At 61.0% G+C, this 24,918-nt stretch carries 23 protein-coding genes; 11 read left to right on the top strand and 12 right to left on the bottom strand.

Going from position 1 to position 24,918, the window contains the following annotated elements; translation table 11 throughout:
* Positions 1-143: 143 nt before the first annotated feature.
* The 8 genes from BFP90_RS08245 to BFP90_RS08210 form a co-directional block, all read right to left on the bottom strand.
* Positions 144-1,304, bottom strand: a complete 1,161-nt coding sequence (locus BFP90_RS08245; protein WP_065895040.1) for an ABC transporter ATP-binding protein — start codon at positions 1,302-1,304, stop codon at positions 144-146.
* Positions 1,305-1,306: 2 nt separating this feature from the next.
* A complete protein-coding gene (locus BFP90_RS08240; protein WP_065887675.1) occupies positions 1,307-2,152 on the bottom strand; it encodes a carbohydrate ABC transporter permease in 846 nt (281 codons plus the stop codon).
* Positions 2,145-3,053 carry a carbohydrate ABC transporter permease gene (locus BFP90_RS08235; RefSeq protein WP_065887673.1) on the bottom strand — a complete coding sequence of 303 codons (909 nt, stop codon included), beginning with the start codon at positions 3,051-3,053 and terminating at the stop codon, positions 2,145-2,147. Before BFP90_RS08235 ends, BFP90_RS08240 begins: the two co-directional genes overlap by 8 nt.
* A 159-nt stretch (positions 3,054-3,212) precedes the next feature.
* Positions 3,213-4,499 carry an ABC transporter substrate-binding protein gene (locus BFP90_RS08230; protein WP_065887671.1) on the bottom strand — a complete coding sequence of 429 codons (1,287 nt, stop codon included), beginning with the start codon at positions 4,497-4,499 and terminating at the stop codon, positions 3,213-3,215.
* A 104-nt stretch (positions 4,500-4,603) separates the two neighbouring features.
* Positions 4,604-5,863: a D-mannose isomerase gene (locus tag BFP90_RS08225; RefSeq protein ID WP_065896421.1), complete on the bottom strand. Its 1,260-nt coding sequence runs from the start codon at positions 5,861-5,863 to the stop codon at positions 4,604-4,606.
* Between the two features lie 203 nt (positions 5,864-6,066).
* Positions 6,067-6,891: an ATPase gene (locus BFP90_RS08220; protein WP_065895043.1), complete on the bottom strand. Its 825-nt coding sequence runs from the start codon at positions 6,889-6,891 to the stop codon at positions 6,067-6,069.
* A 126-nt stretch (positions 6,892-7,017) separates the two neighbouring features.
* A complete protein-coding gene (locus BFP90_RS08215; RefSeq protein ID WP_065896420.1) occupies positions 7,018-8,016 on the bottom strand; it encodes an NAD-dependent epimerase/dehydratase family protein in 999 nt (332 codons plus the stop codon).
* A gap of 52 nt (positions 8,017-8,068) precedes the next feature.
* Positions 8,069-8,962: a LysR family transcriptional regulator ArgP gene (locus BFP90_RS08210; protein WP_065895045.1), complete on the bottom strand. Its 894-nt coding sequence runs from the start codon at positions 8,960-8,962 to the stop codon at positions 8,069-8,071.
* Between the two features lie 100 nt (positions 8,963-9,062).
* Between BFP90_RS08210 and BFP90_RS08205 the strand changes: the two genes are divergently transcribed.
* From BFP90_RS08205 to BFP90_RS08180, 6 genes are all read left to right on the top strand, one after another.
* Complete coding sequence (locus BFP90_RS08205; RefSeq protein WP_065896419.1) at positions 9,063-9,665, top strand: LysE/ArgO family amino acid transporter; 603 nt, start codon at positions 9,063-9,065, stop codon at positions 9,663-9,665.
* A gap of 177 nt (positions 9,666-9,842) precedes the next feature.
* A complete protein-coding gene (locus tag BFP90_RS08200) occupies positions 9,843-10,439 on the top strand; it encodes a superoxide dismutase (protein ID WP_003175739.1) in 597 nt (198 codons plus the stop codon).
* A 155-nt stretch (positions 10,440-10,594) separates the two neighbouring features.
* The gene (locus BFP90_RS08195; RefSeq protein ID WP_065895047.1) at positions 10,595-10,774 is read left to right on the top strand and encodes a hypothetical protein; all 180 of its coding nucleotides are present in this window, start codon (positions 10,595-10,597) and stop codon (positions 10,772-10,774) included.
* Positions 10,775-10,982: 208 nt separating this feature from the next.
* Positions 10,983-13,034, top strand: coding sequence for a putative bifunctional diguanylate cyclase/phosphodiesterase (locus BFP90_RS08190; RefSeq protein ID WP_065887660.1), 2,052 nt, complete (start codon positions 10,983-10,985; stop codon positions 13,032-13,034).
* A gap of 125 nt (positions 13,035-13,159) precedes the next feature.
* Positions 13,160-14,500, top strand: coding sequence for an imelysin family protein (locus BFP90_RS08185; protein ID WP_065896418.1), 1,341 nt, complete (start codon positions 13,160-13,162; stop codon positions 14,498-14,500).
* Positions 14,501-15,499: 999 nt separating this feature from the next.
* Positions 15,500-16,954 (top strand): TrkH family potassium uptake protein, encoded by a 1,455-nt coding sequence (locus BFP90_RS08180; RefSeq protein WP_065887653.1) that lies wholly within the window; start codon positions 15,500-15,502, stop codon positions 16,952-16,954.
* Here BFP90_RS08180 and BFP90_RS08175 read toward each other — a convergent pair.
* Complete coding sequence (locus tag BFP90_RS08175) at positions 16,911-17,969, bottom strand: AraC family transcriptional regulator (protein ID WP_065896417.1); 1,059 nt, start codon at positions 17,967-17,969, stop codon at positions 16,911-16,913. The genes BFP90_RS08180 and BFP90_RS08175 overlap by 44 nt on opposite strands.
* A 160-nt stretch (positions 17,970-18,129) precedes the next feature.
* Here BFP90_RS08175 and BFP90_RS08170 point away from each other — a divergent pair, with 160 nt between their 5' ends.
* From BFP90_RS08170 to BFP90_RS08165, 3 genes are all read left to right on the top strand, one after another.
* Positions 18,130-18,441: a DUF962 domain-containing protein gene (locus BFP90_RS08170; RefSeq protein WP_065895051.1), complete on the top strand. Its 312-nt coding sequence runs from the start codon at positions 18,130-18,132 to the stop codon at positions 18,439-18,441.
* A 318-nt stretch (positions 18,442-18,759) separates the two neighbouring features.
* Positions 18,760-18,930, top strand: a complete 171-nt coding sequence (locus BFP90_RS28780) for a hypothetical protein (protein ID WP_163001606.1) — start codon at positions 18,760-18,762, stop codon at positions 18,928-18,930.
* Positions 18,931-19,034: 104 nt separating this feature from the next.
* Positions 19,035-20,231, top strand: coding sequence for an MFS transporter (locus BFP90_RS08165; protein ID WP_065895052.1), 1,197 nt, complete (start codon positions 19,035-19,037; stop codon positions 20,229-20,231).
* Here BFP90_RS08165 and arfB read toward each other — a convergent pair.
* From arfB to BFP90_RS08150, 3 genes are all read right to left on the bottom strand, one after another.
* Positions 20,228-20,641, bottom strand: coding sequence for an alternative ribosome rescue aminoacyl-tRNA hydrolase ArfB (gene arfB, locus BFP90_RS08160; RefSeq protein ID WP_065895053.1), 414 nt, complete (start codon positions 20,639-20,641; stop codon positions 20,228-20,230). The genes BFP90_RS08165 and arfB overlap by 4 nt on opposite strands.
* Positions 20,642-20,653: 12 nt before the next feature.
* Positions 20,654-21,337 carry a pentapeptide repeat-containing protein gene (locus tag BFP90_RS08155; protein WP_065896416.1) on the bottom strand — a complete coding sequence of 228 codons (684 nt, stop codon included), beginning with the start codon at positions 21,335-21,337 and terminating at the stop codon, positions 20,654-20,656.
* 105 nt (positions 21,338-21,442) lie between these two features.
* Positions 21,443-22,864 (bottom strand): amino acid permease, encoded by a 1,422-nt coding sequence (locus tag BFP90_RS08150; RefSeq protein WP_065896415.1) that lies wholly within the window; start codon positions 22,862-22,864, stop codon positions 21,443-21,445.
* Positions 22,865-23,514: 650 nt separating this feature from the next.
* Here BFP90_RS08150 and BFP90_RS28775 point away from each other — a divergent pair.
* Complete coding sequence (locus BFP90_RS28775) at positions 23,515-23,652, top strand: hypothetical protein (protein WP_003237751.1); 138 nt, start codon at positions 23,515-23,517, stop codon at positions 23,650-23,652.
* A 73-nt stretch (positions 23,653-23,725) separates the two neighbouring features.
* Positions 23,726-24,685, top strand: coding sequence for a leucyl aminopeptidase (locus tag BFP90_RS08145; RefSeq protein ID WP_065896414.1), 960 nt, complete (start codon positions 23,726-23,728; stop codon positions 24,683-24,685).
* Positions 24,686-24,918 lie beyond the last annotated feature (233 nt).

Here is a 24,918-nt window from a genome sequence, read left to right as displayed (position 1 = left end):
TTAGCTAAAACAACAAGTTAACCATTAACCACAGTACTGTAGGAGCAAGCTTGCTCGCGAAAAACCCGAGAGCGCCACGCTAAACCAGGAGCGCTGCGTCATCGTTAACCACCTTCGCGAGCAAGCTCGCGCCTACAAATGCTTCAACGGCCCTTGAACTGGGTCACGTTGCCGGCATGCCCCTGTGCCGGCAATGAAGCAGCAGTGCCCAATCGCTCCCCGGTCTTGGCGTCGAACAGCAACACCTTGGCCGGGTCGAACTGCAGGGTCAGGGTCTCGCCTACCTGCGGTGCCACGTCCGGCGCCAGACGGCAGCAGACTTTGGTGTCGTTGAGCTGCACGAACACCAGGGTGTCCGGGCCGGTTGGCTCGGTCACCTGGACTTCAGCGCGAATGCTCGACGCGCCATTGCCCTCGCCCGCCGCGAGCACGATCTGCTCCGGGCGCAGGCCCAGGATCACATCGCGATCTTCCAGACCTGCGTCATTCATGTTCAACGCCAACTCGCAACGGGCCTGGCCGCTGTCGAGCACCGCCACCAGAACACCGTCCTGGCGTTTTAGGCGCATGGGAACGAAGTTCATTGGTGGTGAACCGATAAAGCTTGCCACAAACAGGTTAGCAGGGTCGTTGTAAATTTCCTTCGGCGTACCGAATTGCTGGATGATTCCGTCCTTCATCACCGCCACTTTGTCGCCCAGGGTCATCGCTTCGATCTGGTCGTGGGTCACGTAGACGGTGGTGGTTTTCAGGCGCTGGTGCATCAGCTTCATTTCGGTACGCATCTCGACGCGCAGCTTGGCGTCGAGGTTCGACAGCGGCTCGTCGAACAGGTAGATCTTCGGCCGGCGCGCCAACGCCCGGCCCATGGCCACGCGCTGTTGCTGACCACCGGAGAGTTGGCCCGGCTTGCGGTTGAGCAGGTGCTCGATCTGCAGCAGCTTGGCCACGCGCGCCACTTCGGTGTCGATGTCGGCCTGGGGCATCTTGCGAATCTTCAGGCCGAACTCGATGTTCTCGCGCACGCTCATGGTCGGGTACAGCGCGTAGGACTGGAACACCATGGCGATGTCACGGTCCTTGGGGCTCATGCCGCTCACATCCTGATCACCGATCATGATCGCGCCGCCGGAGATGGTCTCAAGGCCCGCGATGCAGTTCATCAAGGTGGACTTGCCGCAACCCGAAGGGCCGACCAGGATCAGGAATTCGCCTTCCTTGATCGACAGTTCGATGTTCTTCAAGGTATCGGGCAGGCCGGCACCATAGGTCTTGTTTACATTGCGAAGTTCAAGCGTAGCCATGATTACCCCTTGACCGCGCCGGCTGTGAGGCCGCGCACGAAATACTTGCCTGCGATCACATAGACCAGCAGGGTCGGCAGCCCGGCGATCATCGCCGCCGCCATATCCACGTTATATTCCTTGGCCCCGGTGCTGGTGTTGACCAGGTTGTTCAGCGCCACCGTGATGGGCTGGGAGTCGCCGCTGGAAAACACCACGCCGAACAGGAAGTCGTTCCAGATCTGGGTGAACTGCCAGATCAGGCAGACCATGATGATCGGCGTCGACATCGGCAGAATGATCTGACGGAAGATGGTGAAGAAACCGGCACCGTCCAGGCGGGCCGCCTTGATCAGCGCATCCGGAATGCTCACGTAGTAGTTACGAAAGAACAGCGTGGTAAACGCCAGGCCGTAGACCACATGCACAAACACCAGGCCGGTGGTGGTATTGGCCATGCCCATCTTGCCGAGGGTGAACGAGGCCGGCAGCAGCACCGTCTGGAACGGCAGGAAGCAGCCGAACAGCAACAGGCCGAAGAACAACTGCGAACCCCGGAAGCGCCAGAACGACAGTACGTAGCCGTTCAACGCGCCGATGGCCGTGGAGATCAGCACAGCCGGCACGGTGATCTTGATCGAGTTCCAGAAGTAGCCATCCACGGTGCCCCAGGCCTTGACCCAGCCGATGCCACTGACCACGGTGGGCCAGCTCAGCAGGTTACCGGTGCTGATGTCTTCCGGGGTCTTGAAGCTGGTGAGCAGCATCACCACCAGCGGCACCAGGTACAGCAGCACCGCGAGGATCAGCACCGCGTAGATCGCGATACGACTCAGGCTGATGGCAGGTTTAGCGGCGAGACTAGTCATTACGCTTGGTCCTCAGCTCGGAATACAGGTACGGCACAATGATCGCGAGGATCGCACCGAGCATCAGGATTGCACTGGCCGAGCCCATGCCCATCTGGCCGCGGCTGAAGGTAAACGAGTACATGAACATGGCAGGCAGGTCGGAGGAATAGCCCGGGCCGCCGGCTGTCATCGCCGCCACCAGGTCGAAGCTCTTGATCGCAATGTGCGCCAGGATCATCACCGCACTGAAGAACACCGGACGCAGGCTTGGCAGCACCACGCTCCAGTAGATGCGCGGCAGGCTCGCGCCGTCGATCTGCGCGGCGCGGATGATTGACTGATCAACGCCACGCAGGCCCGCCAGAAACATCGCCATGATAAAGCCCGAGGCTTGCCACACAGCGGCGATCACCAGGCAGTAGACCACGCGGTCGGGGTCGATCAGCCAGTCGAGACGGAAGCCTTCCCAGCCCCAGTCGCGCAATAATTTGTCCAGGCCCATGCCCGGGTTGAGCAGCCATTTCCAGGCGGTACCGGTGACGATCATCGAGAGCGCCATCGGGTACAGGTAGATCGTGCGAATGAAACCTTCGCGGCGGATTTTCTGGTCGAGGAAAATCGCCAGCGTCACACCGATCACCAGGGTGATGCCGATGAACATCCCGCCGAACACGGCCAGGTTCTTGCTCGCCACCCACCAACGGTCGTTGTCGAACAAGCGCTCGTATTGCGCCAGGCCCGCCCACTTGTAGTTGGGCAGAAACGTGGAGGTGGTGAACGACAACACGAACGTCCACAGGATGTAGCCGTAGAAGCCCACCAGCACGATGAACATGCTCGGCGCCAGCACCAGTTTGGGGAGCCAGCGCTGCAATGCATCGAACGGCGAGGCCTTGCTGAACACAGCAACAGAACTCATGGGAAAATCCAGTACAGGGAAAAAGGACTGACGGTGAACCGAACCCTGCAGGAGCGAGCGTGTTCGCGAAGGACTTCAACGATAGCGCGTGCATACAGGATGAACGCGTTGACCTTGAGTTTTTCGCGAGCGAGCTCGCTCCTACAGATAGCAGCAGCGTTACTTGGCCGACTTGATCGCAGCGCCCAGCTTCTTGGCGGTGTCGGCCGGGTCGGCTTTCGGGTCGTTGATGTAGTTGGTCACCACGTCAAAGAACGCGCCTTGCACCGCCAGGTTGGTGGCCATGCTGTGCGCCATGCTTGGCTGCAGTCCGCCGGTCTTGGCGTCGGCCAGGAAGTCCTTGGCGGCGGCCTGGGCGCAGGAGTCGAAGCCCAGTTTGTCCATTTGAGTGAGCATGTCAGTGCGCACCGGGATCGAGCCCTTGTTGATGCTGAAGATTTTCTGGAAGTTTTCACCCAGCGCGACTTTGGCAATGTCCTGCTGACCGGCAGCGGTGCCTTTGTCTTTCTGCTTGAACACAGCCAGGGAGTCGATGTTGTAGGTGAAGGCCTTGTCGGTGCCCGGGAAGGCTACGCACTCGTAGTCCTTGCCGGCGACTTTCTTGGCGGCGGTCCATTCGGACTTGGCCCAGTCACCCATGATCTGCATGCCGGCCTTGCCGTTGATGACTTTACCGGCCTCCAGGTTCCAGTCCTGACCTTTGCCGTCGACGTCCATATAGGTCGCGACCTTTTTCAGCTCAGTCAGCGACTTGACCATTTCCGGGCCGGTCAGCGCAGCGTTATCCAGGTCGACCAGGGCTTTCTTGTAGCCATCGGCGCCCATGACCGAGAGCACCACCGCTTCGAACACGGTGCTGTCCTGCCAAGGCTGGCCGCCGTGAGCAAGCGCGATGAAACCCGCTGCTTTCAGCTTGTCGCCGGCGGCATAGAATTCTTCGAGGGTGGTCGGGTTCTTGGTGATGCCGGCTTTCTTGAAGACTTCCGGGTTGATCCACAGCCAGTTCACGCGGTGGATGTTGACCGGAACGGCCACGTAGTCACCTTCGTACTTGACGGTGTCGGAGACTTTCTTGTCGAGCAGGGAGTCCCACTTTTCTTCTTTGGCGACGTCTTTGAGCGCGTCGGTGTCGAGCAGGCCGGTGGACGCCCATTCCTGGATGTCGGGGCCCTTGATCTGGGCAACGCCTGGCGGGTTGCCGGCTACCGCGCGGCTTTTCAGCACGGTCATGGCCGTGGCGCCACCGCCACCTGCGACTGCACCGTCTTTCCAGGTGAAGCCGTCTTTCTCAACTTGGGCCTTCAGGACATCCACTGCCGCCTTTTCACCGCCCGACGTCCACCAATGCACTACTTCAATCGTGCCTTTGGAGTCGGCGGCAAATGCACTGAGGGGAAACAACGAGGCCATGGAAATAGCAACGGCGAGGCGATTAATCGCATTCATCTGAGTACCTTTTCTTGTTGTTATGCATGCAAGTCTAGAGCTTGCGCTGCACGGAGTTTAAACAGGGATTTTCCCGGCGCAGGTAACAAAGGGACGTACAAATGTCACCAGCTGGTGACATAGCATCCGCTGCCCAATGCACTGGCCAGGCTGGGTGCCAAGGGTAATGCAGGCAGCACGACCGCTTGCCAGGCATGGTACAGGTCCGGCTTGCCGCCCCAGATTTTGCTGCTGGGTTGGTTGTGTGGGTTGAGTTCGTGGTGCCAGCTGCCCTGGAGCCGGTCGATGAAGTGGGTTTCGCAAAACTCCCAGAACCGCCGGTACCAGGTCTCGTAATGCAATTGGCCAGTGCGCTTGAGCAGCGCCTGGGCAGCCGCGCTGGCTTCGGCATGGGTCCAGTGCAGGCGTTCGCGAACGACCGGGCGCTGGTTCCAGTCCAGGGTGTAGACAATGCCCGGCGCGCCATCCACCGCCCAGGCATACTCGCAGGCACTGGCAAACAGCCCTTGGGCATCGGTCAGCAACCACTTCGGCGTGACCAACCCGGCGGCCAGCCGCGCCGCTTCCAGGTGCAACACCAGCCGCGCCCATTCGAAGCCGTGGCCGGGGGTGATGCCATAGGGACGGAAACCGTCGGCGGGGTTGTCTTCGTTGTAACCGAGCAGCGGGTTCCACTGGGTATCGAAGTGCTCGATCACCATGAAGCGGTTACCGGCGGCGTGGGCATGGATGACACGTTCGACGATCCGCAACGCGCGGTCCAGCCAGCGCGTGTCGCCCGTGACATCGGCGAGGGCCAGAAAGGCTTCGGTAGCGTGCATGTTGCTGTTGGCACCGCGATAGGCTTCGACGCCGCTCCAGTCCCGGGCGAAGGATTCGAGCATGGCGCCCTCCTCCTCGCTCCAAAAGAACTGGTCGATGATATGCACCGCATCGTTCAACAGGGTCTGCGCGCCGGGTGCACCGGCCACTACGGCAGAGCTGGCGGCCAGGGCCACGAAGGCATGCAGGTAAGCGGCCTTGCCGGTATTGCCATCCAGGGCATCGGCCGCGGCAAACCAGCCACCGTGTTCACTATCGTGCAACGGGCCGCTCAGGGCCGCCACGCCGTGCGCTACTAAATCGGCATAACCCGGCAGACCCATGGCGTGGGCCATGGCGAAGCTGTGGGTCATGCGGGCGGTGTTCATGGTTTCGGCGCGGGCACCGGCCGGCAGTTGGCCAGTGTCATCCAGATTGCCGAAGCCGTCCGGCAGGCGCGACGCCTTGGCAAAGGTCAACAGGCGCTGGCCTTCGGCCGCGAGCCAGGCGTGATGGGCAGGCGCGTTCAGCCAACTGCTGGGAGGCAGTGGTTGCATGGTCATGGGGGGCCCTTATTGTTTTTTGTGGGGTGGCCGGAGTCTAAACAAGGGCGCGGGAGTGGCAAGTAACGAAGGGGACAAGAAATGTCACCAGGCGGTGACAAAGCTTCGAGCAACAGCGACTTACCTGACTAATACGGGTTCAAATGTGGGAGGGGGCTTGCCCCCTCCCACAGTTTGATTGCATTCACAGTCCACAGAACGGGTCATTGACCCAGTGGCGTGGCCGCCGCCGGCGCATTGAGGCGCTGGTTCAAATTCTGCACCTGGCTCTGCAAGGTGGTGATATTGCGCGTGGTCTGGATGCGGAATACGTCGAACTCTTTATTGGTCGGCGCATCGGTGTTGGCGGGCTGGTTTTCCTGTGCACTCTTGAGCACCAGCACGTCCTGCTCGAGTCGGGCGATGGCGGCAGCCGGATTGCCTTGTTTCTTCAAGGTCGCTACCTCATTGGCCAGATCCTTGATCTCGCCTTGGGCCGCCTTGAGCGTGGCAACGGCATCGGTCAGCGCCTGAACCTGGCCCTGCAACTTGGCATTGGCGCTCGTCAGTTCGGCGGTGCTGGCGCTCATCTGCGCCAGGCGCTGGTCCAGCTCGGTGGCCTGGCCGGCCACACCCACTTGTTGCCTGCCCTGCTCAAGCAACTGGGTTTCCAGCTGTTTGATCTGCACTTTCAGGGCTTCGCTGCCGTTGTTCACATTGGCCTCGCTGGCCACGACCTTGCCGGAAATATCCTGCAGGCGCCCCGCCGCTTCTTCGCTGATACGCGCGAAGCTTTCCTGGGTGGCGACCAGTTGCTGGCCCATCAGGGAAATCTGCTGGAAGCTCCACCAGGCCAGGCCCGCAAAGGCGATCAGCAACGCGCCGACCAACGCCCACAACGGACCGTTGCTGGCCCTTTTCACCTTGACCACAGGCGTCGTGCGCGAGCGCACCGAGGTGGCGGCTGTCGGCACGAAATCATCATCGTCCCCGGTATCGGCCCGCAGGCTGGGAACGTTGTCGAAATCGTCTTTAGCATCGTTACGCATGAATCTATCCTGAATCAATAAGATGGCCGACCGAGGGGCCGAGCGGCGGGAGTATAAACCGTGCTCCCGGTGCATGGGTCAACAAGCGCTGCGCCACTCGGTTCCCGATATGTTGCAGGTTGTGGCTTATGAGTGGCCCGGAGCCTGGGCTTTCCACCACAGGCAGAACTCGTCGAGGGCGCTCCACAGACTGACCTTGGGCTCGTAATCGAGATAATGCCGCGCCCGGCTGATGTCGAGGGTGAAATCCTTGTTCATGACCTGCATGCCCAGGCGCGTCAACGACGGTTCCGGCCGCCCCGGCCACAGCGCACAGAACGCCTCGTTCAAGGCCGCCACACTGTAGGACAAGCCATAGGAGCGGTAGCGCGTGACCTGAGGCATGTCCATTTGTCGCATCACATAGTTGACCACGTCCCACACCGGTACCGGCGTGCCGTTGCTGATGTTGTAGGCCCTGCCCAGTGCGGAACCGGGAGCCAGCAAGCTGCTGAGCAGCGCCTCGTTGAGGTTGTGCACGCTGGTGAAGTCGACCTTGTTCAGGCCGTCCCCGACGATGGCCAGGCGGTTCTTGCGCTGCATCTTCAACAGGCGCGGGAAGATGCTCATGTCACCGGCGCCGGTGACGAAACGCGGGCGCAGGGCCAGCACCTCGAGGCCGAATTCCTGGGCGCCGAACACCTTCTGCTCCGCCAGGTATTTGGTCGCGGCATAGGGATGCCTGAAGCGCTTGGGGACTTGCTCTTCGGTCAGCCCCAGGTGGTCGCGCCCATCGAAGTAGATGGAGGGCGAGGACAGGTGCACCAACCGCCCGACCCGCTGCTTGAGGCACGCTTCGACAACGTTCTCGGTGACCAGCACATTGCCTTGATGGAAATCCTGATACTTGCCCCACAGCCCGACCGCACCGGCACAGTGCACCACGGCCTCGACGTCACGGCACAAGGTGCGCACCAGGTCGGCATCGTTCAGATCACCCTGGATAAACTCGGCACCGCGTCGTACCAAGTGCTCGACACCCTCGGCCCGTCGCCCGTTGACCCGCACGTCCAGGCCCTGCTCCAGGGCGAAACGCGCAAAGCGCCCGCCGATGAAGCCGCTTGCGCCGGTGACCAGAATTTTCATGCACTACCCCATGTTCTTTCGTTTTTCATCGCTGTTGCCTTGACGCACGCCATCACTTCAACGGCACCAACCATTGCCCACAGACCCGGGCCAGATGCTCGGTCAACAGGCCCAACAGGTGCCCGCCACTGCGCCAATGATGCCAGTACAGCGGCACATCAATGGGCTTATCTGGCAGTAATTCGACCAGCAGGCCTTTTTCCAGCGCGTCGCGCACCTGCAATTCAGGCACCAGGCCCCAGCCGAGGCCAGCTTCCATCAGGCGGATGAAGCCTTCGGATGACGGGCATAAATGGTGCTCGAAACCGCCGGTCACCCCCAGCGAAGCCAGGTAACGGTGTTGCAGGAAATCATCCGGACCGAACACCAGTGCCGGCGTACCGGCCAATTGGTCGGCCTGTACCCCGGCCGGGAAGTGCCGCGTTATAAACGCGGGGCTGGCCAATGCGCGGTAACGCATGGCGCCAAGGGCCAGGCTGCGGGCGCCGGCAACCGGGCGCTCGCTGGCGCAGATACAGGCCGCCACTTCACCGGCACGCATGCGTTTGAGGCCCACGGTCTGGTCTTCCACCACCAGGTCCAGCAGCAGGTGCTGTTCGCTGCAGAAATCGCTGACCGCCAGCGCCCACCAGGTGGCGAGGCTGTCGGCATTCAGCGCGATGCGCAGGCGCTCGGGCATGCCCTCTTCGTCCAACGCCGGCACCTGGCTTTGCAGGTCGCGCTCCAGCAGGCGCACCTGCTGCACATGGTTGAGCAGGCGTCGGCCAATATCGGTGGGGGTCGGCGGCGTGGCCCGCACCAGTACCGGCTGGCCGACGCGCGCCTCCAGCAACTTGATGCGCTGGGACACGGCCGACTGCGACAGCCCCAGCACCTGTGCGCCGCGCTCGAAGCCGGCCTGCTCCACCACGGCCGCCAAAGCGGAAAGCAATTTATAGTCGAACATCAGTTTTCCTAATGAGCGATCAGCAATATTGGTTTTTCTTATACAGGCTCGACCGCCACCCTAGCCAGCATCGTTTGAGCATGACTTGAGGATTGGCGCTATGTGGCAAAGCTATATGAACGGGTTGCTGGTGGCCCTGGGACTGATCATGGCAATCGGCACGCAGAATGCGTTCGTCCTGGCGCAAAGCCTGCGCCGCGAACATCACTTGCCGGTCGCCGCCCTGTGTGTGATCTGCGATTCGCTGCTGGTGGCGGCCGGGGTATTCGGCTTGGCCACCGTGCTGGCGCAGAGTCCGATACTGCTTGGGGTGGCGCGCTGGGGCGGCGCGGCGTTTCTGCTGTGGTACGGCGCGTGCGCGCTGCGCAGGGCCTGTTCGACGCAACGTCTGGATCAGGACGCCAGCCTCAAGACCCGCTCATTGCGCGCCGTGCTGTTGAGCGCGCTGGCGGTGACCCTGCTCAATCCCCATGTCTATCTGGACACCGTGCTGCTGATCGGCTCACTGGGCGCACAACAGACGGAGCCCGGGGCCTACGTGGCCGGCGCGGCCAGTGCGTCGTTCCTGTGGTTTACCACCCTCGCCCTTGGCGCAGCGTGGTTGGCGCCGTGGCTGGCGCGCCCGGCTACCTGGCGTCTGCTCGACCTGCTGGTGGCCGTGATGATGTTCAGCGTGGCCTACCAATTAATCAGCGCGCCATGAACTTATTCCAAAAGGCTCTGGAACCTCTATCCCACACAGTTGTTGCGTGGTTTTGCCGCACCCCCGGTGCTATGATCCCGGACTTGCGCCGCAAAGAGTACAGACTCGCCGGCGCTTGTTTGGCCGCCCGTGATCGGCCTTGCGCTCACCGCAACTGACCTGATTAGGAGAATCATCATGGCTTTCGAATTGCCGCCGCTGCCCTACGCACACGATGCCCTGCAGCCGCACATCTCCAAGGAAACCCTGGAGTATCACCACGACAAGCACCACAACACCTATGTCGTGAACCTGAACAACCTGGTGCCAGGCACCGAGTTCGAAGGCAAGACCCTGGAAGAAATCGTCAAGTCTTCTTCGGGCGGTATCTTCAACAACGCCGCTCAGGTCTGGAACCACACCTTCTACTGGAACTGCCTGGCGCCAAACGCCGGCGGCCAACCTACCGGCGCTCTGGCTGAAGCCATCAACGCTGCGTTCGGTTCGTTCGACAAGTTCAAGGAAGAGTTCACCAAGACGTCGGTCGGCACCTTCGGTTCCGGCTGGGGCTGGCTGGTGAAAAAGGCTGACGGTTCCCTGGCCCTGGCCAGCACCATCGGCGCCGGCAACCCGCTGACCAACGGCGACACCCCGCTGCTGACCTGCGATGTCTGGGAACACGCCTACTACATCGACTACCGCAACGTGCGTCCAAAGTATGTGGAAGCGTTCTGGAACCTGGTCAACTGGAAGTTCGTGGCTGAGCAGTTCGAAGGCAAGACCTTCACTGCCTAAGCAACGCTTGCAGTAGAAAAAGCCCGGCCATTGCCGGGCTTTTTCATGGGCGCTAACAAGCAGCAAGCTACTGGTCGTGGTGGAACTCGCAGAAGAGAAATTGCCACGCAGTGAGTGAGAGGAATAACCCTCTCGCGCTCTTCTGGAGAAAAAAGATGGAAGAAATCGGAAAAGCAGGCGGGCAGATGGCGATGCAACTCATCAGCGGCCTCATGAAAGGTCTTGCCGGTGGTGCAGGCGGCGGCGGTGATGACGGTGGCGCGAAAGCACCAGAACGCCCCGGCGAGGACAACATGCCACCGGCGCCGCCAAAGATCGACTTTTCAGTGAGTTGACAACTGCGCCCGCGATGCCAGCCACGTTGGCATGCGGCATCCTGGTCGAACAGTCAGACGGCGGAGCACATCCGCCGTTTTTTTTGGTTTTTTCTCCCCTCCAGCCTTAAAGGTGCCTGGCGCTCCAATGTTCCTTTGACTGCCCTCCCCAGATTGCCAATACTCATGGCATATTGAAGGCCACCCGCATGAGACAAGGAATGCCCCTTTGAAGCTGGAACTCAAAAACAGCTTGTCGGTGAAGTTGCTACGGGTTGTCTTGCTCTCGGCACTGATCGTGGGCGTGGCGCTGAGCGTGGCGCAGATCGTTTTCGATGCCTACAAGACGCGCCAGGCCGTAGCCGGCGATGCCCAACGTATCCTCGACATGTTTCGCGATCCCTCGACCCAGGCCGTCTACAGCCTGGACCGCGAAATGGGCATGCAGGTGATCGAAGGCCTGTTTCAGGATGACGCCGTACGCATCGCATCCATCGGTCACCCCAACGAGACCATGCTCGCGGAAAAAAGCCGCACCTTGCAGCCTTCTTCCAGCCGCTGGTTGACCGACCTGATTCTTGGGCAGGAACGCACCTTTACCACCCCACTGGTAGGCAAGGGCCCCTACAGCGAGTATTACGGCGACCTGAGCATTACCCTCGACACCGCCACCTACGGCGAAGGCTTCCTGGTCAGTTCGGTGATCATCTTTATTTCCGGGGTGCTGCGCGCCCTGGCCATGGGGCTGGTGCTGTACCTGGTGTATCACTGGCTGCTGACCAAACCGCTTTCGCGGATTATCGGGCACTTGACGTCGATCAACCCGGACCGGCCCAGCGAGCACAAGATCCCGCAGATCAAGGGCCACGAGCGCGACGAGTTGGGGCTGTGGATAAACACCGCCAACCAGTTGCTCGAATCCATCGAACGCAATACCCACCTGCGCCACGAGGCCGAGTCCAGCCTGTTGCGCATGGCCCAGTATGATTTTCTCACCGGCCTGCCGAACCGGCAGAAGCTGCAGGAGCAATTGGACCGGATCCTGACCGATGCCGGCCGGCGCCAGCGTCGCGTAGCGGTGTTGTGCGTGGGGCTGGATGACTTCAAGAGCGTCAACGAGCAGTTCACCTATCAGAATGGCGATAAGTTGCTGCTGGCCCTGGCCGATCGTTTGCGCGCCCACAGTGGGCGCCTGGGCGCGCTCGCCCGCCTGGGGGGCGACCAGTTCGCCCTGGTGCAAGCCGATATCGACCAGCCCTACGAAGCGGCGGAACTTGCGCAAAGTATCCTGGATGACCTGGAAGCGGAGTTTGCCCTGGATCAGGACCAGATTCGCCTGCGCGCCACCATCGGCATCACCCTGTTCCCGGAAGATGGCGACAGCACGGAGAAACTGCTGCAGAAAGCCGAACAGACCATGACCCTGGCCAAAAGCCGCTCGCGCAATCGCTACCAGTTCTACATCGCCAGCGTCGACAGCGAAATGCGTCGGCGCCGCGAGCTGGAGAAAGACCTGCGCGATGCCCTGAGCCGTGACCAGTTTCACCTGGTGTATCAACCGCAGATCAGTTACCGCGATCACCGCGTGGTCGGTGTCGAAGCGCTGATTCGCTGGCAGCACCCGGAACACGGCCTGGTTCCACCGGACCTGTTCATCCCGTTGGCGGAACAGAACGGCACCATCATTCCCATCGGTGAATGGGTGCTGGATCAGGCGTGCCGCCAACTGCGCGAATGGCATGACCTGGGCTTCACCGAACTGCGCATGGCGGTCAACCTGTCCACGGTGCAACTGCACCACACCGAGTTGCCGCGGGTGGTCAACAACCTGATGCAGATTTACCGCCTGCCGCCGCGCAGCCTGGAACTGGAAGTCACCGAAACCGGCCTGATGGAAGACATCAGCACCGCCGCCCAGCACCTGTTGAGCCTGCGCCGTTCGGGGGCGCTGATCGCCATCGATGACTTCGGCACCGGTTACTCATCCCTGAGCTACCTCAAAAGCCTGCCGCTGGACAAGATCAAGATCGACAAGAGCTTCGTCCAGGACCTGCTGGACGATGACGACGACGCGACCATCGTGCGAGCGATCATCCAACTGGGCAAAAGCCTGGGCATGCAGGTGATTGCCGAGGGCGTAGAGACCGCCGAGCAAGAGGCCTACATCATCTCCGAGGGTTGCCATGAAGGCCAGGGCTACCACTACAGCAAACCGCTGCAGGCCCGGGAGTTGGCGGCTTTCCTGAAGCAATCGGAACGCGATAACGCGGCGATTCTTTGAGCGGGCAGAACGATACCAAATATTTCCCGCGTATAAGCCTTTACACAAAATGCAAATCTTTCGCATTATGTCGCAGCTTTTGCGCCCCCGCGCGCCCCATCAACAACCGAAGCAGGATGTTCGCCATGATTCGTATGCCCCTGGCCACCGCCAGTCTGCTGGCCATTGCTATTTCTCTCGCCGGTTGCGGCGAAGGTAAAGACAAGGCCGCCGCGCCTCAGGCGCCTGCCGCTGCCAGCACTACCGCTCCAGCGGCTGCCACGCCTGCAGGCCAGGTCGACGAAGCGGCCGCCAAGGCCGTGGTCGCGCATTACGCCGACATGGTGTTTGCGGTGTACAGCGACGCCGAGTCCACCGCGAAAACCCTGCAGACCGCCATCGACACCTTCCTGGCCAACCCCAACGACGACACGCTCAAGGCAGCCCGTACCGCCTGGATCGCCGCGCGCGTGCCTTACCTGCAGAGTGAAGTGTTCCGCTTCGGCAACACCATCATCGACGACTGGGAAGGCCAGGTGAACGCCTGGCCCCTGGACGAGGGGCTGATCGACTACGTCGACAAATCCTACGAACACGCACTGGGTAACCCGGGCGCCAGCGCCAATATCATCGCCAACAACGAAATCCAGGTCGGCGAAGACAAGGTCGACGTCAAGGAGATCACCCCGGAAAAACTCGCCAGCCTCAATGAGCTGGGCGGCTCCGAAGCGAACGTCGCCACCGGCTATCACGCCATCGAGTTCCTGCTCTGGGGCCAGGACCTCAACGGCACCGGCCCAGGCGCGGGCAACCGTCCGGCCTCGGACTACATGACCGGTGACGGTGCAACCGGCGGCCATAACGAGCGTCGTCGTACCTACCTGCGCGCCGTGACCCAACTGCTGGTCAGCGACCTGCAGGAAATGGTCGGCAACTGGAAGCCCAACGTCGAAGACAACTACCGCGCCACCCTGGAGTCGGAACCGGCTACCGACGGCCTGCGCAAGATGTTGTTCGGCATGGGCAGCCTGTCGCTTGGCGAGCTGGCCGGCGAACGCATGAAGGTCTCCCTGGAGGCCAACTCGCCGGAAGACGAGCAGGACTGCTTCAGCGACAACACCCACTACTCGCACTTCTATGACGCCAAAGGCATCCGCAACGTCTACCTGGGCGAGTACACCCGAGTCGACGGCAACAAGCTGACCGGCCCGAGCCTCTCGTCCCTGGTCGCCAAAGCCGACCCGGCAGCCGATGCGGCCCTCAAGGCTGACCTGGCGGCGACCGAAGCGAAGATCCAGGTGATGGTCAACCACGCCGACAAGGGCGAGCACTACGACCAGTTGATCGCAGCCGGTAACGAAGCAGGCAACCAGATCGTGCGTGACGCCATCGCTGCGCTGGTCAAGCAGACCGGTTCGATCGAAGCCGCCGCAGGCAAGCTGGGCATCAGCGACCTGAACCCGGACAGCGCCGATCACGAGTTCTGATCAAGGCGCAGCTGAACGAGGCGACCTTCGGGTCGCCTTTTTCATACACCGCAGATCCCCTGTGGGAGGGGGCTTGCCCCCGATAGCGGTGTATCAGCCAAGAATTGACCGCCTGACACTCTGCTATCGGGGCATAGGTATCCGTAACCACGATGCGAAGCGAGTCGCTCGTGATCTTGACCTGGCTTTTGATCTTGATCTCAGGCGCCCCGTTAAACCACGCTGGCCGAACGCAGGCTTGAATCCGTGGGTAACCCGGCAGGACGCCGGGTTAGCCGCCCCGCGCCATGGATGGCGCGTGGCGGCGGCCCACGGATTCAAGCCTGCGTTCGGGCACACCGAGCCCAAGCGAGGTGCCGAGTGGTGGGGCAAGAGCCCTTTGGTTACTTTGGGGCTTTTCCAAAGTGACCCGCCGTCAGGGCGGAACCCTAAGTGGCCATGACCGCAGAAACGGATATGTACGCGATCTGATCCAACATCCTGGTCGGCCCAGAGGCCGCCATCGGGAGCAAGCCCCCTCCCACATTGGACCGGGATCGATCCAACATCCTAGTCGGTCCTGAGGCCGCCATCGGGGGCAAGCCCCCTCCCACATTTGGACCGGGATCGATCCAACATCCTGGTCGGTCCTGAGACCGCCATCGGGGGCAAGCCCCCTCCCACATGGGACCGGGATCGATCCAACATTCTGGTCGGCCCAGAGGCCGCCATCGGGAGCAAGCCCCCTCCCACATTTGGACCGGGATCGATCCAACATCCTGGTCGGTCCAGAGGCCGCCATCGGGAGCAAGCCCCCTCCCACATTTTGACCGGGATCGATCCAACATCCTGGTCGGCTCTGAGGCCGCCATCGGGGGCAAGCCCCCTCCCACAGGGGCTCTGCGCCAACTGATCGGTATCAGGGCAAGCCCCCTCCTACATGTTGCCCCAGCCCTTGGTTTACAAGACCTCAACCGCAGGTAGAATGGCGCCTCTGCCCACACCACCCGAGCGAATTTCATGGCGTTGCCGACCCTGCGCATCATCGGTTTCATCATCGGCATCTTCCTGATCACGCTTGCGATCGCCATGGTCGTGCCCATGGCCACCCTGGTGATCTTCGAACGCACCAGCGACCTGCCCTCGTTCCTGTGGGCCAGCATGATCACCTTTATCGCCGGCCTGGCCCTGGTGATTCCCGGGCGCCCGGAGCATGTGCACCTGCGCCCCCGGGACATGTACCTTCTTACAGTAACAAGCTGGGTGGTGGTGTGCGTCTTCGCCGCGCTGCCGTTCCTGCTGACTCAGCACATCAGCTACACCGACTCGTTTTTTGAAAGCATGTCCGGCATCACGGCCACCGGGTCCACGGTGTTGAGCGGGCTGGACAACATGTCGCCGGGCATCCTGATGTGGCGTTCGCTGTTGCACTGGCTCGGCGGTATCGGGTTTATCGGCATGGCGGTGGCGATCCTGCCGCTGCTGCGCATCGGTGGCATGCGCCTGTTCCAGACCGAGTCGTCGGACCGTTCGGAAAAGGTCATGCCGCGCTCTCATATGGTCGCGCGGCTGATCGTGGCGGCGTATGTGGGCATCACCATCCTTGGCAGCCTGGCGTTCTGGTGGGCCGGGATGGGGCTGTTCGATGCGATCAACCACGCCATGTCGGCGATTTCCACCGGCGGGTTTTCCACCTCCGATGAATCCCTGGCGCACTGGAAGCAACCGGCGGTGCACTGGGTGGCGGTGGTGGTGATGATCCTGGGCAGCCTGCCGTTCACCCTGTACGTGGCGACCTTGCGCGGCAACCGTCGCGCGCTGCTCAGGGACCAGCAGGTGCAGGGCTTGCTCGGTTTGCTGGTGGTGACCTGGCTGGTGCTCGGCACCTGGTATTGGTGGACCACCAACCTGCACTGGCTGGATGCCCTGCGCCACGTGGCGCTGAACGTCACCTCGGTGGTGACCACCACCGGTTTTGCGCTGGGGGACTACAGCCTCTGGGGCAACTTCTCACTGATGCTGTTCTTCTACCTGGGCTTTATCGGCGGCTGTTCGGGCTCTACCGCCGGCGGGATCAAGATCTTCCGCTTCCAGGTCGCCTATATCCTGCTCAAGGCCAACCTGAACCAGTTGATTCACCCGCGCGCGGTGATCAAACAGAAGTACAACGGTCACCGTCTCGACGAGGAAATCGTGCGGTCGATCCTGACCTTTTCGTTTTTCTTCGCCATCACCATTTGTGCCATCGCGCTGGCCTTGTCACTGCTGGGCCTGGACTGGATGACCGCGCTGACCGGCGCGGCCAGCACCGTATCCGGCGTCGGCCCGGGCCTGGGTGAAACCATCGGCCCGGCCGGCAACTTCGCCAGCCTGCCGGATGCGGCCAAGTGGATTCTGTCGCTGGGCATGCTGTTGGGACGGCTGGAAATCATTACGGTGTTTGTGCTCTGTATTCCGGCGTTCTGGCGTCACTGACGGTCGACGTATGCTGCAACCGCGCCCGGTATTCGCCGGGCGTGGCGTCGAACCAGCGGCGAAACGCGCGAAAGAAGTTGCTGGGGTCGGCGAACCCCAACAGGTAGGCGATTTCCAGCAAGGTCATGCTCGGCTGCGCCAGGTATTGCTCGGCCAGCTCACGGCGGGTGTCGTCAAGCAGGGCCTGGAAGCTGGTGCCCTCCTCCTGCAAACGCCGTTGCAAGGTACGCTGGGACAGATGCAACGTCTGCGCCACCACTTCGCGCTTGGGTTCGCCCTGGGGCAGCAGGCGGCACAATACCTGCCGTGCCTTGTGGGTCACACGGCTTTCGGAAAAGCGCGCCAGGTATTCACCGGCAAAACGATCGTGCAACTGCGCCATGGCCTCGTTGGCCGTAGGCAATGGCGCATCCATGTCGGCCTGCTCGAAAATCAGCGCGTCATACGGCGCATTGAATTCCAGCGGCGCATGGAACACCTCTTTGTAGGGCGCCAGATCGACCGGTTGATCGCCCTGCAGCATCACTTTATGCGGTTGCAGGGTTCGTCCTGTGAGCCAGCCGCACAGCGCCAACGCACTGGCCAGCGAGGCTTCGGCGCTTTGTCGGGTGGGCGGCAGGTGATCGCCGTGCACCGTCAGGATCAGCGCGTAGCCCTCGGGGAGCAGGCGGAAACTCAAGTCGGCGCTTTCGGCGATGATGCGCTGGTAACGTACCAGGCGCCTGAAGCCGTCGGCCAGGGTGTTGCTGGACATCAAGGCATAACCGGCGACATGAAACGAGGCCGGACGCGCCACTTTGCCCATGTTCAGGCCAATGGCCGGGTTGCCCGACAACTCCACTGCGCGCTGCCATAAACGGGTCATGGCATCCTGCGCAAAACGCGCGTCGGGGTTACTGAGGTCGGCATAGTCCAATCCCAGTTGCTTGAACAGGGCCCGGCAATCCAGGCCGTCCATTTCCAGGGCCTTGACTATCCCCATCGCCCAGCTTGCAGACGTTGTTCGTTCGCTCATGGCGTCTTCTTGTGCTGGCAGGCTTAAACGGTAGCCAGGAGGCCAAGGATACTAAAGTGGCATCTATTGTCACTGGCTGTCACCACTGATCACTCTAGACTCAAATAAGCTCCCCGCCGAACATCTGTTGGGCCGCACAACAATCAGAGGGCCTGTCACCGTGGAAAACGTCAAGCGATTCAACAGCTTCGCCGAGTTTTACCCGTATTACCTGGAGGAGCACGGCAACAGCACCTGCCGGCGCCTGCATTTTATCGGCACTACACTGGTGATCGGCATCCTGGCCTACGCCATCGGCCGAGGCTCGCCAGGCCTGTTGCTGGCCGTGCCGATCGCCGGCTACAGCTTCGCCTGGATCGGCCATTTCTTCTTCGAGAAGAACCGTCCGGCCACCTTCCAGCACCCGTTTTACAGCCTGCTCGGTGATTTTGTGATGTATCGCGACATGATCCTGGGCAAAGTGGCGTTCTAGGCACGGTCGATATAAAAGTCTATTTGTCATTTATAGTGCTGTATCCTGCCAAGGCTTTTTGAGAGCGCGCAATCACCTGCGATTGAAACAGACCTTGCGAGGAGCGACGACGATGCACGAGATACCTAATCTCCCCTTCCCAAGCCTGCAGCCTACAGAGCAGCCAGCACCGCAACAGGCCAGCGACACACGGCCCGAAGCCAAAGAAGCAAAACCAGTCGACAGCGAAAGCCAGGACTGACGCCGTACCAGACCGTGTGGAAAGCGCAGCTTTGAGCGCTTTCCACACTGCCTGAATCATTCGAGACCCCCGTAAAAATGACCGATACCCCGGATACCGCCGTACTCGACGCTGCCCTGCAGATGGTCGAGGTCTGGAACCGCCTCAGCGCGGACAAACAAGCCGTGTTGCTCAAGCGCTTCGGCACCCAGGAAAACGCCCTGGCCGCCCTGGTCACCACCCAATTGCTGGCCCCTGAGCAAGCCTGAAGCGTTCCTGCGCTGAGGTTTTTGCGCTTTAGCGCCCTGCGCGAGCCAAACCACCGGTATCATTAGCAGCCTATCTTTACCTGCTGCGACAGTGGACCTCTCCCATGCCAGATACCCAGCGACCCATGGCGGTCACGCTGCAAGTCGTTTCCATCGTGCTGTTCACCTTTATCGGCTACCTGAACATCGGCATCCCCCTGGCGGTGTTGCCGGGCTATGTGCATAGCCAACTGGGCTATGGCGCGGTTATCGCCGGGCTGGTGATCAGCGTGCAATACCTGGCGACCCTGCTGAGCCGTCCGTATGCCGGCAAAATCATCGATAACCTGGGCAGTAAGCGCGCGGTGCTCATCGGTCTGGTCGGTTGCGGCTTGAGCGGCGTGTTCATGTTGCTCGCCGCCGGTTTTTCCAGCCTGCCGGCCTTCAGTCTCGGTTGTCTGCTGATCGGTCGACTGGTGCTGGGCAGCGCTGAAAGCCTGGTGGGTTCCGGGGCGATTGGTTGGGGCATAGGGCGTGTCGGTGCGGCGAATACCGCCAAGGTCATCTCGTGGAACGGCATCGCCAGCTATGGCGCGCTGGCCGTCGGGGCACCGCTGGGCGTGCTGCTGGTCAGCCGGTTCGGCCTGTGGAGCATGGGCGTCAGCATCATTGTGCTGGCGCTTGTGGGCGTGCTGTTGGCGTGGAACAAAGAAGCGGCGCCGATTGTGGCCGGTGTACGCCTGCCGTTCATGAATGTGCTGGGCCGCGTACTGCCCCACGGTTGCGCATTGGCGCTGGGCTCCATCGGCTTTGGCACCATTGCCACCTTTATCACCCTGTATTACACCACCCAGCACTGGGACAACGCGGTATGGGCACTGAGCCTGTTCGGTGCCAGTTTTATCGGCGCGCGCCTGCTGTTCGGCAATCTGATCAACCGGATCGGCGGTTTCCGCGTGGCAATCGCCTGCCTGTCGGTTGAGATACTGGGGCTGCTGTTGCTGTGGCTGGCGCCGGATGCTCCCTGGGCGCTGGCCGGCGCGGCCTTGAGCGGCTTCGGTTTTTCCCTGGTGTTTCCGGCGCTGGGGGTTGAGGCCGTCAACCTGGTGCCGGCCTCCAGCCGTGGTGCGGCGGTGGGCGCTTATTCGTTGTTCATTGACCTGTCACTGGGGATCACCGGCCCACTGGCCGGCGCCGTCGCGGCAGGTTTCGGCTTTGCGTCGATCTTCCTCTTCGCCGCCCTCGCCGCCTGCGGTGGCTTGTTGCTGAGCCTCTATCTGTATCGCCAGGCACCTCAGGCCCGCGAGTCTCGCGACGCTTAAAAGTCGACCTTGCCACGCCCGGCCTTGATGCTGCCGCGCTTGGTTTTTGACTCCAGCCGGCGCTTCTTTGAACCCAGGGTGGGTTTGGTCGGCCGGCGCTTCTTTTCGACCTTGGTGGCGCTGAGGATCAATTCCACCAGACGCTCCAGCGCATCCGCACGGTTCTGTTCCTGGGTCCGGTATTGCTGGGCCTTGAGCACCAGCACGCCCTCGCTGGTGATGCGGCTGTCACGCAGCGCCAGCAGGCGCTCCTTGTAGAACTGCGGCAACGACGACGCCGGAATGTCAAAGCGCAGGTGCACCGCACTCGACACCTTGTTGACGTTCTGCCCGCCGGCGCCCTGGGCGCGAATGGCGGTCAGTTCGATCTCGGCGTCAGGCAGGTGCACATTGTTGGAAATTACCAGCATCAATCAAAAACCCTAGGCAACGGACAAGCCCAACTCAGACAACAACATCGACGCCTGGGCTTTGGAAATCACGGCGCCTTTGAACAGTTTGGCATCATTGAGACGAAAGCCGCTCAAATCTGCACCACGCAGGTCGGCACCGGCAAAATTGGCACCGTTGATACGGGCATGGGCCAGGCTGCAATCCACCAGCTCTGCCTTGCGAAAGTCGGCATCCGACAAATCGCTATCGGAAAAATCCAGGTTGTTAAGCAGGGTTCGGGCAAACGACAACCCGGACAAAAAGGCGCTGTTGAGCAGGCTTTCGCTGAAGCTCAGGCCGAGGGACGCGCAATGGGTGAAGTTGGCGCCGGTCAGCTTGCACTGGGTGAAATTCGCCTGGGACAGCTTGCTGCGCTGCCAGCGCGTGTTGTTCAGGTCGCAACTGCTGAACTGCGCTTCCAACAGGTTCGCGGCCTCGAAGATGGCGTGGCCGGCCCGGCAGCTTTTCCATTGCGTGCCTTCCAGGCGCGAACCGAGGAAGGACGTCTGGGTCAGAATGCACCGCTCAAACACCCAGTGGTCCAATTGCATGCGCGACAGATCGGCACCACTCAGGTCGACGCCGAGCAAGCGCAAAGGGCTGCGGTGCTGCTCGATCAGGTCTTCCAGCGCGTCGCGCTGCAGGGCGCCGCCGTCAATCTCGGTGTGCTGCATAGGGCCTCCGGGCAAGGATCGATAAAAACGGGGGGTGGAGTCTAACCTGCCCGCGCCCACAAAAAACCCGGCACACGGCCGGGTTTTCCATTTACCGGAACCGTCCTACTCCAGAACCGTCCTTGCTGTGCTCAAGGCCGCTTGCGCCTTGCGCTTGTTCTTGATCCAGTAGCACACCCCCATGAACGCCACCCACACCGGGATCGCATACACCGACACCTGGATCCCCGGAATCATCAGCATGATCGCCAGGATAAACACCACGAACGCCAGGCAGATAAAGTTGCCGTAGGGATACCACAGCGCCTTGAACAACGGCACCTGGCCGGTACGGTCCATGTGCTGGCGGAACTTGAAGTGGGAATAACTGATCATCGCCCAGTTGATCACCAACGTGGCTACCACCAGGGACATCAGCAACTCCAGCGCATGCTGCGGGATGAAGTAGTTCATCAGCACCGCCACCAGGGTCACTGCCGCCGACGCGAGGATCGAACGCACCGGTACGCCGCGCTTGTCGATCTTCGCCAGGGCCCTGGGTGCATCGCCCTGCTCGGCCATGCCCAGCAACATGCGGCTGTTGCAGTAGGTGCCGCTGTTGTACACCGACAGCGCTGCGGTCAACACCACGAAGTTGAGGATATGCGCGGCCGTTTTACTGCCCAGCATCGAGAACACCTGGACGAACGGGCTGCCACTGTAGGGATCGCCGGAGGCGTTAAGGGTGGCCAGCAGGCTGTCCCACGGGATCAGCGACAACAGCACCACCAGGGCACCGATGTAGAAAATCAGGATGCGGTAGATCACCTGATTGATGGCCTTGGGGATTACCGTGCGTGGCTGGTCGGCTTCGGCAGCGGTAAACCCGAGCATTTCCAGGCCGCCGAAGGAGAACATGATGATCGCCATGGCCATCACCAACCCACCCACGCCATGGGGGAAAAAGCCGCCGTGCTCCCACAGGTTGGTCACCGAAGCCTGCGGCCCGCCGCTGCCGCTGACCAGCAGATAGCTGCCCAGGGCGATCATGCCGACAATCGCCACCACCTTGATGATCGCAAACCAGAACTCGGCCTCACCGAAGACTTTGACATTGGCCAGGTTGATCAGGTTGATCAGCACGAAGAAGGCCGCCGCCGAGGCCCAGGTCGGAATCTGCGGCCACCAGAAGTGCACGTATTTACCGACGGCCGTCAGCTCCGACATGCCCACCAGGATGTACAGGATCCAGCAGTTCCAGCCCGACAGGAAGCCGGCAAACCCGCCCCAGTATTTATGGGCGAAATGGCTGAAGGAGCCGGCGACCGGCTCTTCGACGATCATTTCACCGAGTTGGCGCATGATCATGAAGGCGATAAAGCCGCAGATGGCATAGCCCAGGATCATCGACGGGCCGGCGGACTTGAGCACACCGGCCGAGCCGAGGAACAGGCCGGTGCCGATGGCGCCACCGAGGGCGATCAACTGGATATGCCGATTTTTCAGGCCGCGTTTCAGCTCGCCTGAAGAGGAATGGGGTCCACTCATGAAAAGAGTCTCACGCAAGGTTTGAGAATGTTGAATGCAGGTTGCTGCGTTGAATTACCGCCTCAAGCAGCGCCGCTCAAACCCCAGCGCAGGTACCAGGAGTACAGCGTCTTTCTAACGGTCATGCGTCACCTGTTTGTTTTTATCTGTGACGAAATCGAACCCGTCTGGCTCGTGGCCAGGCGGAGTGATCAGGGAAGGTAAACCCTGGGGTCTTGGCCTTTTGCGTGGTTACGCAAAGGGGGGTCACAGTAAAACGCGGCGCATTGTACACCGCTCGACAGGTTCGGCACGCACCACCAACGCGCACTCGGCAATCTGTCAGGTATTCCTTACAGGGATTTTCTACCCAGCGTTACGCGACTATCGTCGTAAACCTGACGTTACAGTGCGGAACGTTGTCTTTACGGCCACGCTCAGGGGGTGGTCTACGGAAAATTGTCGGTCAGACCTGACTGAAGAATCGGTTCAGCCAATCAACTGTTTTTTCTCGATAAAAAATCTCTTCAAAAAAACCGAAGAAAAAGTCCAAATGAAACCGTGTCAATAAATATTTTGCATTTTGAAACACTCTCTCCTAGGTTCTCTGCACTTGCCCGCGAAGCCCGTTGGCAAGCCGTTCTCAAACAACGTCCTCTAGGAGATACACCATGCAAGCACTGGAAAAAGACCTGGAAACCGAACTGCAACTCGACGATTGGTTTGAAGCGCCGACCCATGAGGCCGCCGTTGAAATGATGCAAGCCGACGCCGTTGTGCCATTTGGCACCGCGATGTGGCCGTTCTAATACCCGGCAGGCATCCGGCAGGTGCCGTGCACGGCACCTGCCCCCTTACCCAAGGCACCGAAGGACTCCCGTCATGGACAAGGCCCGCGCCGTCGAACACTTTCTTTACTACCTCGCTCATCACCCGGCCCTCCAAGGCCTGAGCCGCCCTACCGTACTGCTGGGCCATACCGAACGCTACGACGCCATCGCCCAGGCAATCACCCACGGCTGCGCCGCCCGTTTCAATTTCCAGGTGCAGCGCCTGGACCTGAGCGCCAGTGAAACCCTGGCCCAGGCCATCGAAGCCTGCGACCTGTACCTGTTTCTCTACGATTCCTCGACCCTGCCCAACCCCCGAGCCGAAGGCCCGGATTTTATTCGCGCATTGCAGGGCGTGATGGCCGAACATTGGAAAAAGTCGCTGTTGTTCAAGGATTATGGTGACTACTTCTACGACACCTTCAGCGTCGAACCGCAGCGCATAGCCGACCTCAACGCCACCTTGATCCGGCGCATGTCCGAGGCCACCGTGCTGAGCTTCACCGACAAGCACGGCTCACGCCTTGAAGCCCCCATGAGCAGCATCAAGAAGTGGACCAATATCAACGGCGTCGGCAACCACGACCTGGCCCCGGGCGAGATCGCCACCCACAGCGAGGCTATCAACGGGCAAGTGCGGTTTGTCGGGACGTTCCTCAGCACCATCCCCTTTGCGCGTAAATACGGCGTGCTGGAGTCACCCCTGGAACTGTGGATCGAGAACTCCACCATCTGCAGCGTGGCCAGCGACGTGCCGGGGTTGGTGGATGACTTCAACAAGTACCTCAATGCCAACCCGTCCAACCGCCGCGTGGAAGAACTGGGCATCGGCACCAATGAAGGCGTGAAGGATTTGTACGCGCGCAATGCAGGCTTTGAAGAACGCCATTGCGGGTTGCATCTGGGCTTGGGCGGCGGGCAGAAAGGCAGTCACCACCTGGACCTGATCTTTGCCAGCGGGGTGTTGGCGCTGGATGACAAGCCGGTATTTGATGGGACGTTTGCCTTCTGAGCAAAGCACTCGAAAACACCGGAGATCCAACTGTGGGAGGGGGCTTGCCCCCGATTGCAGTGTGTCAGCCTCAGTATCTGTCACTGATGCACCACTATCGGGGCATAGGTATCTACACCACTCTGTAGCCCCCAAACGTAACCACGATGCGAAGCGAGTCGCTCTTGATCTTGATCTTGATCTGCTTTTGATCTCAGGCGCCCCGTTAAACCACGCTGGCCGAACGCAGGCTT

The sequence above is a fragment of the Pseudomonas sp. 24 E 13 genome, assembly GCF_900004715.1.
In the GTDB taxonomy this organism is placed as follows: domain Bacteria; phylum Pseudomonadota; class Gammaproteobacteria; order Pseudomonadales; family Pseudomonadaceae; genus Aquipseudomonas; species Aquipseudomonas orientalis_A.
This window is presented reverse-complemented; position numbering and strand designations above follow the sequence as displayed.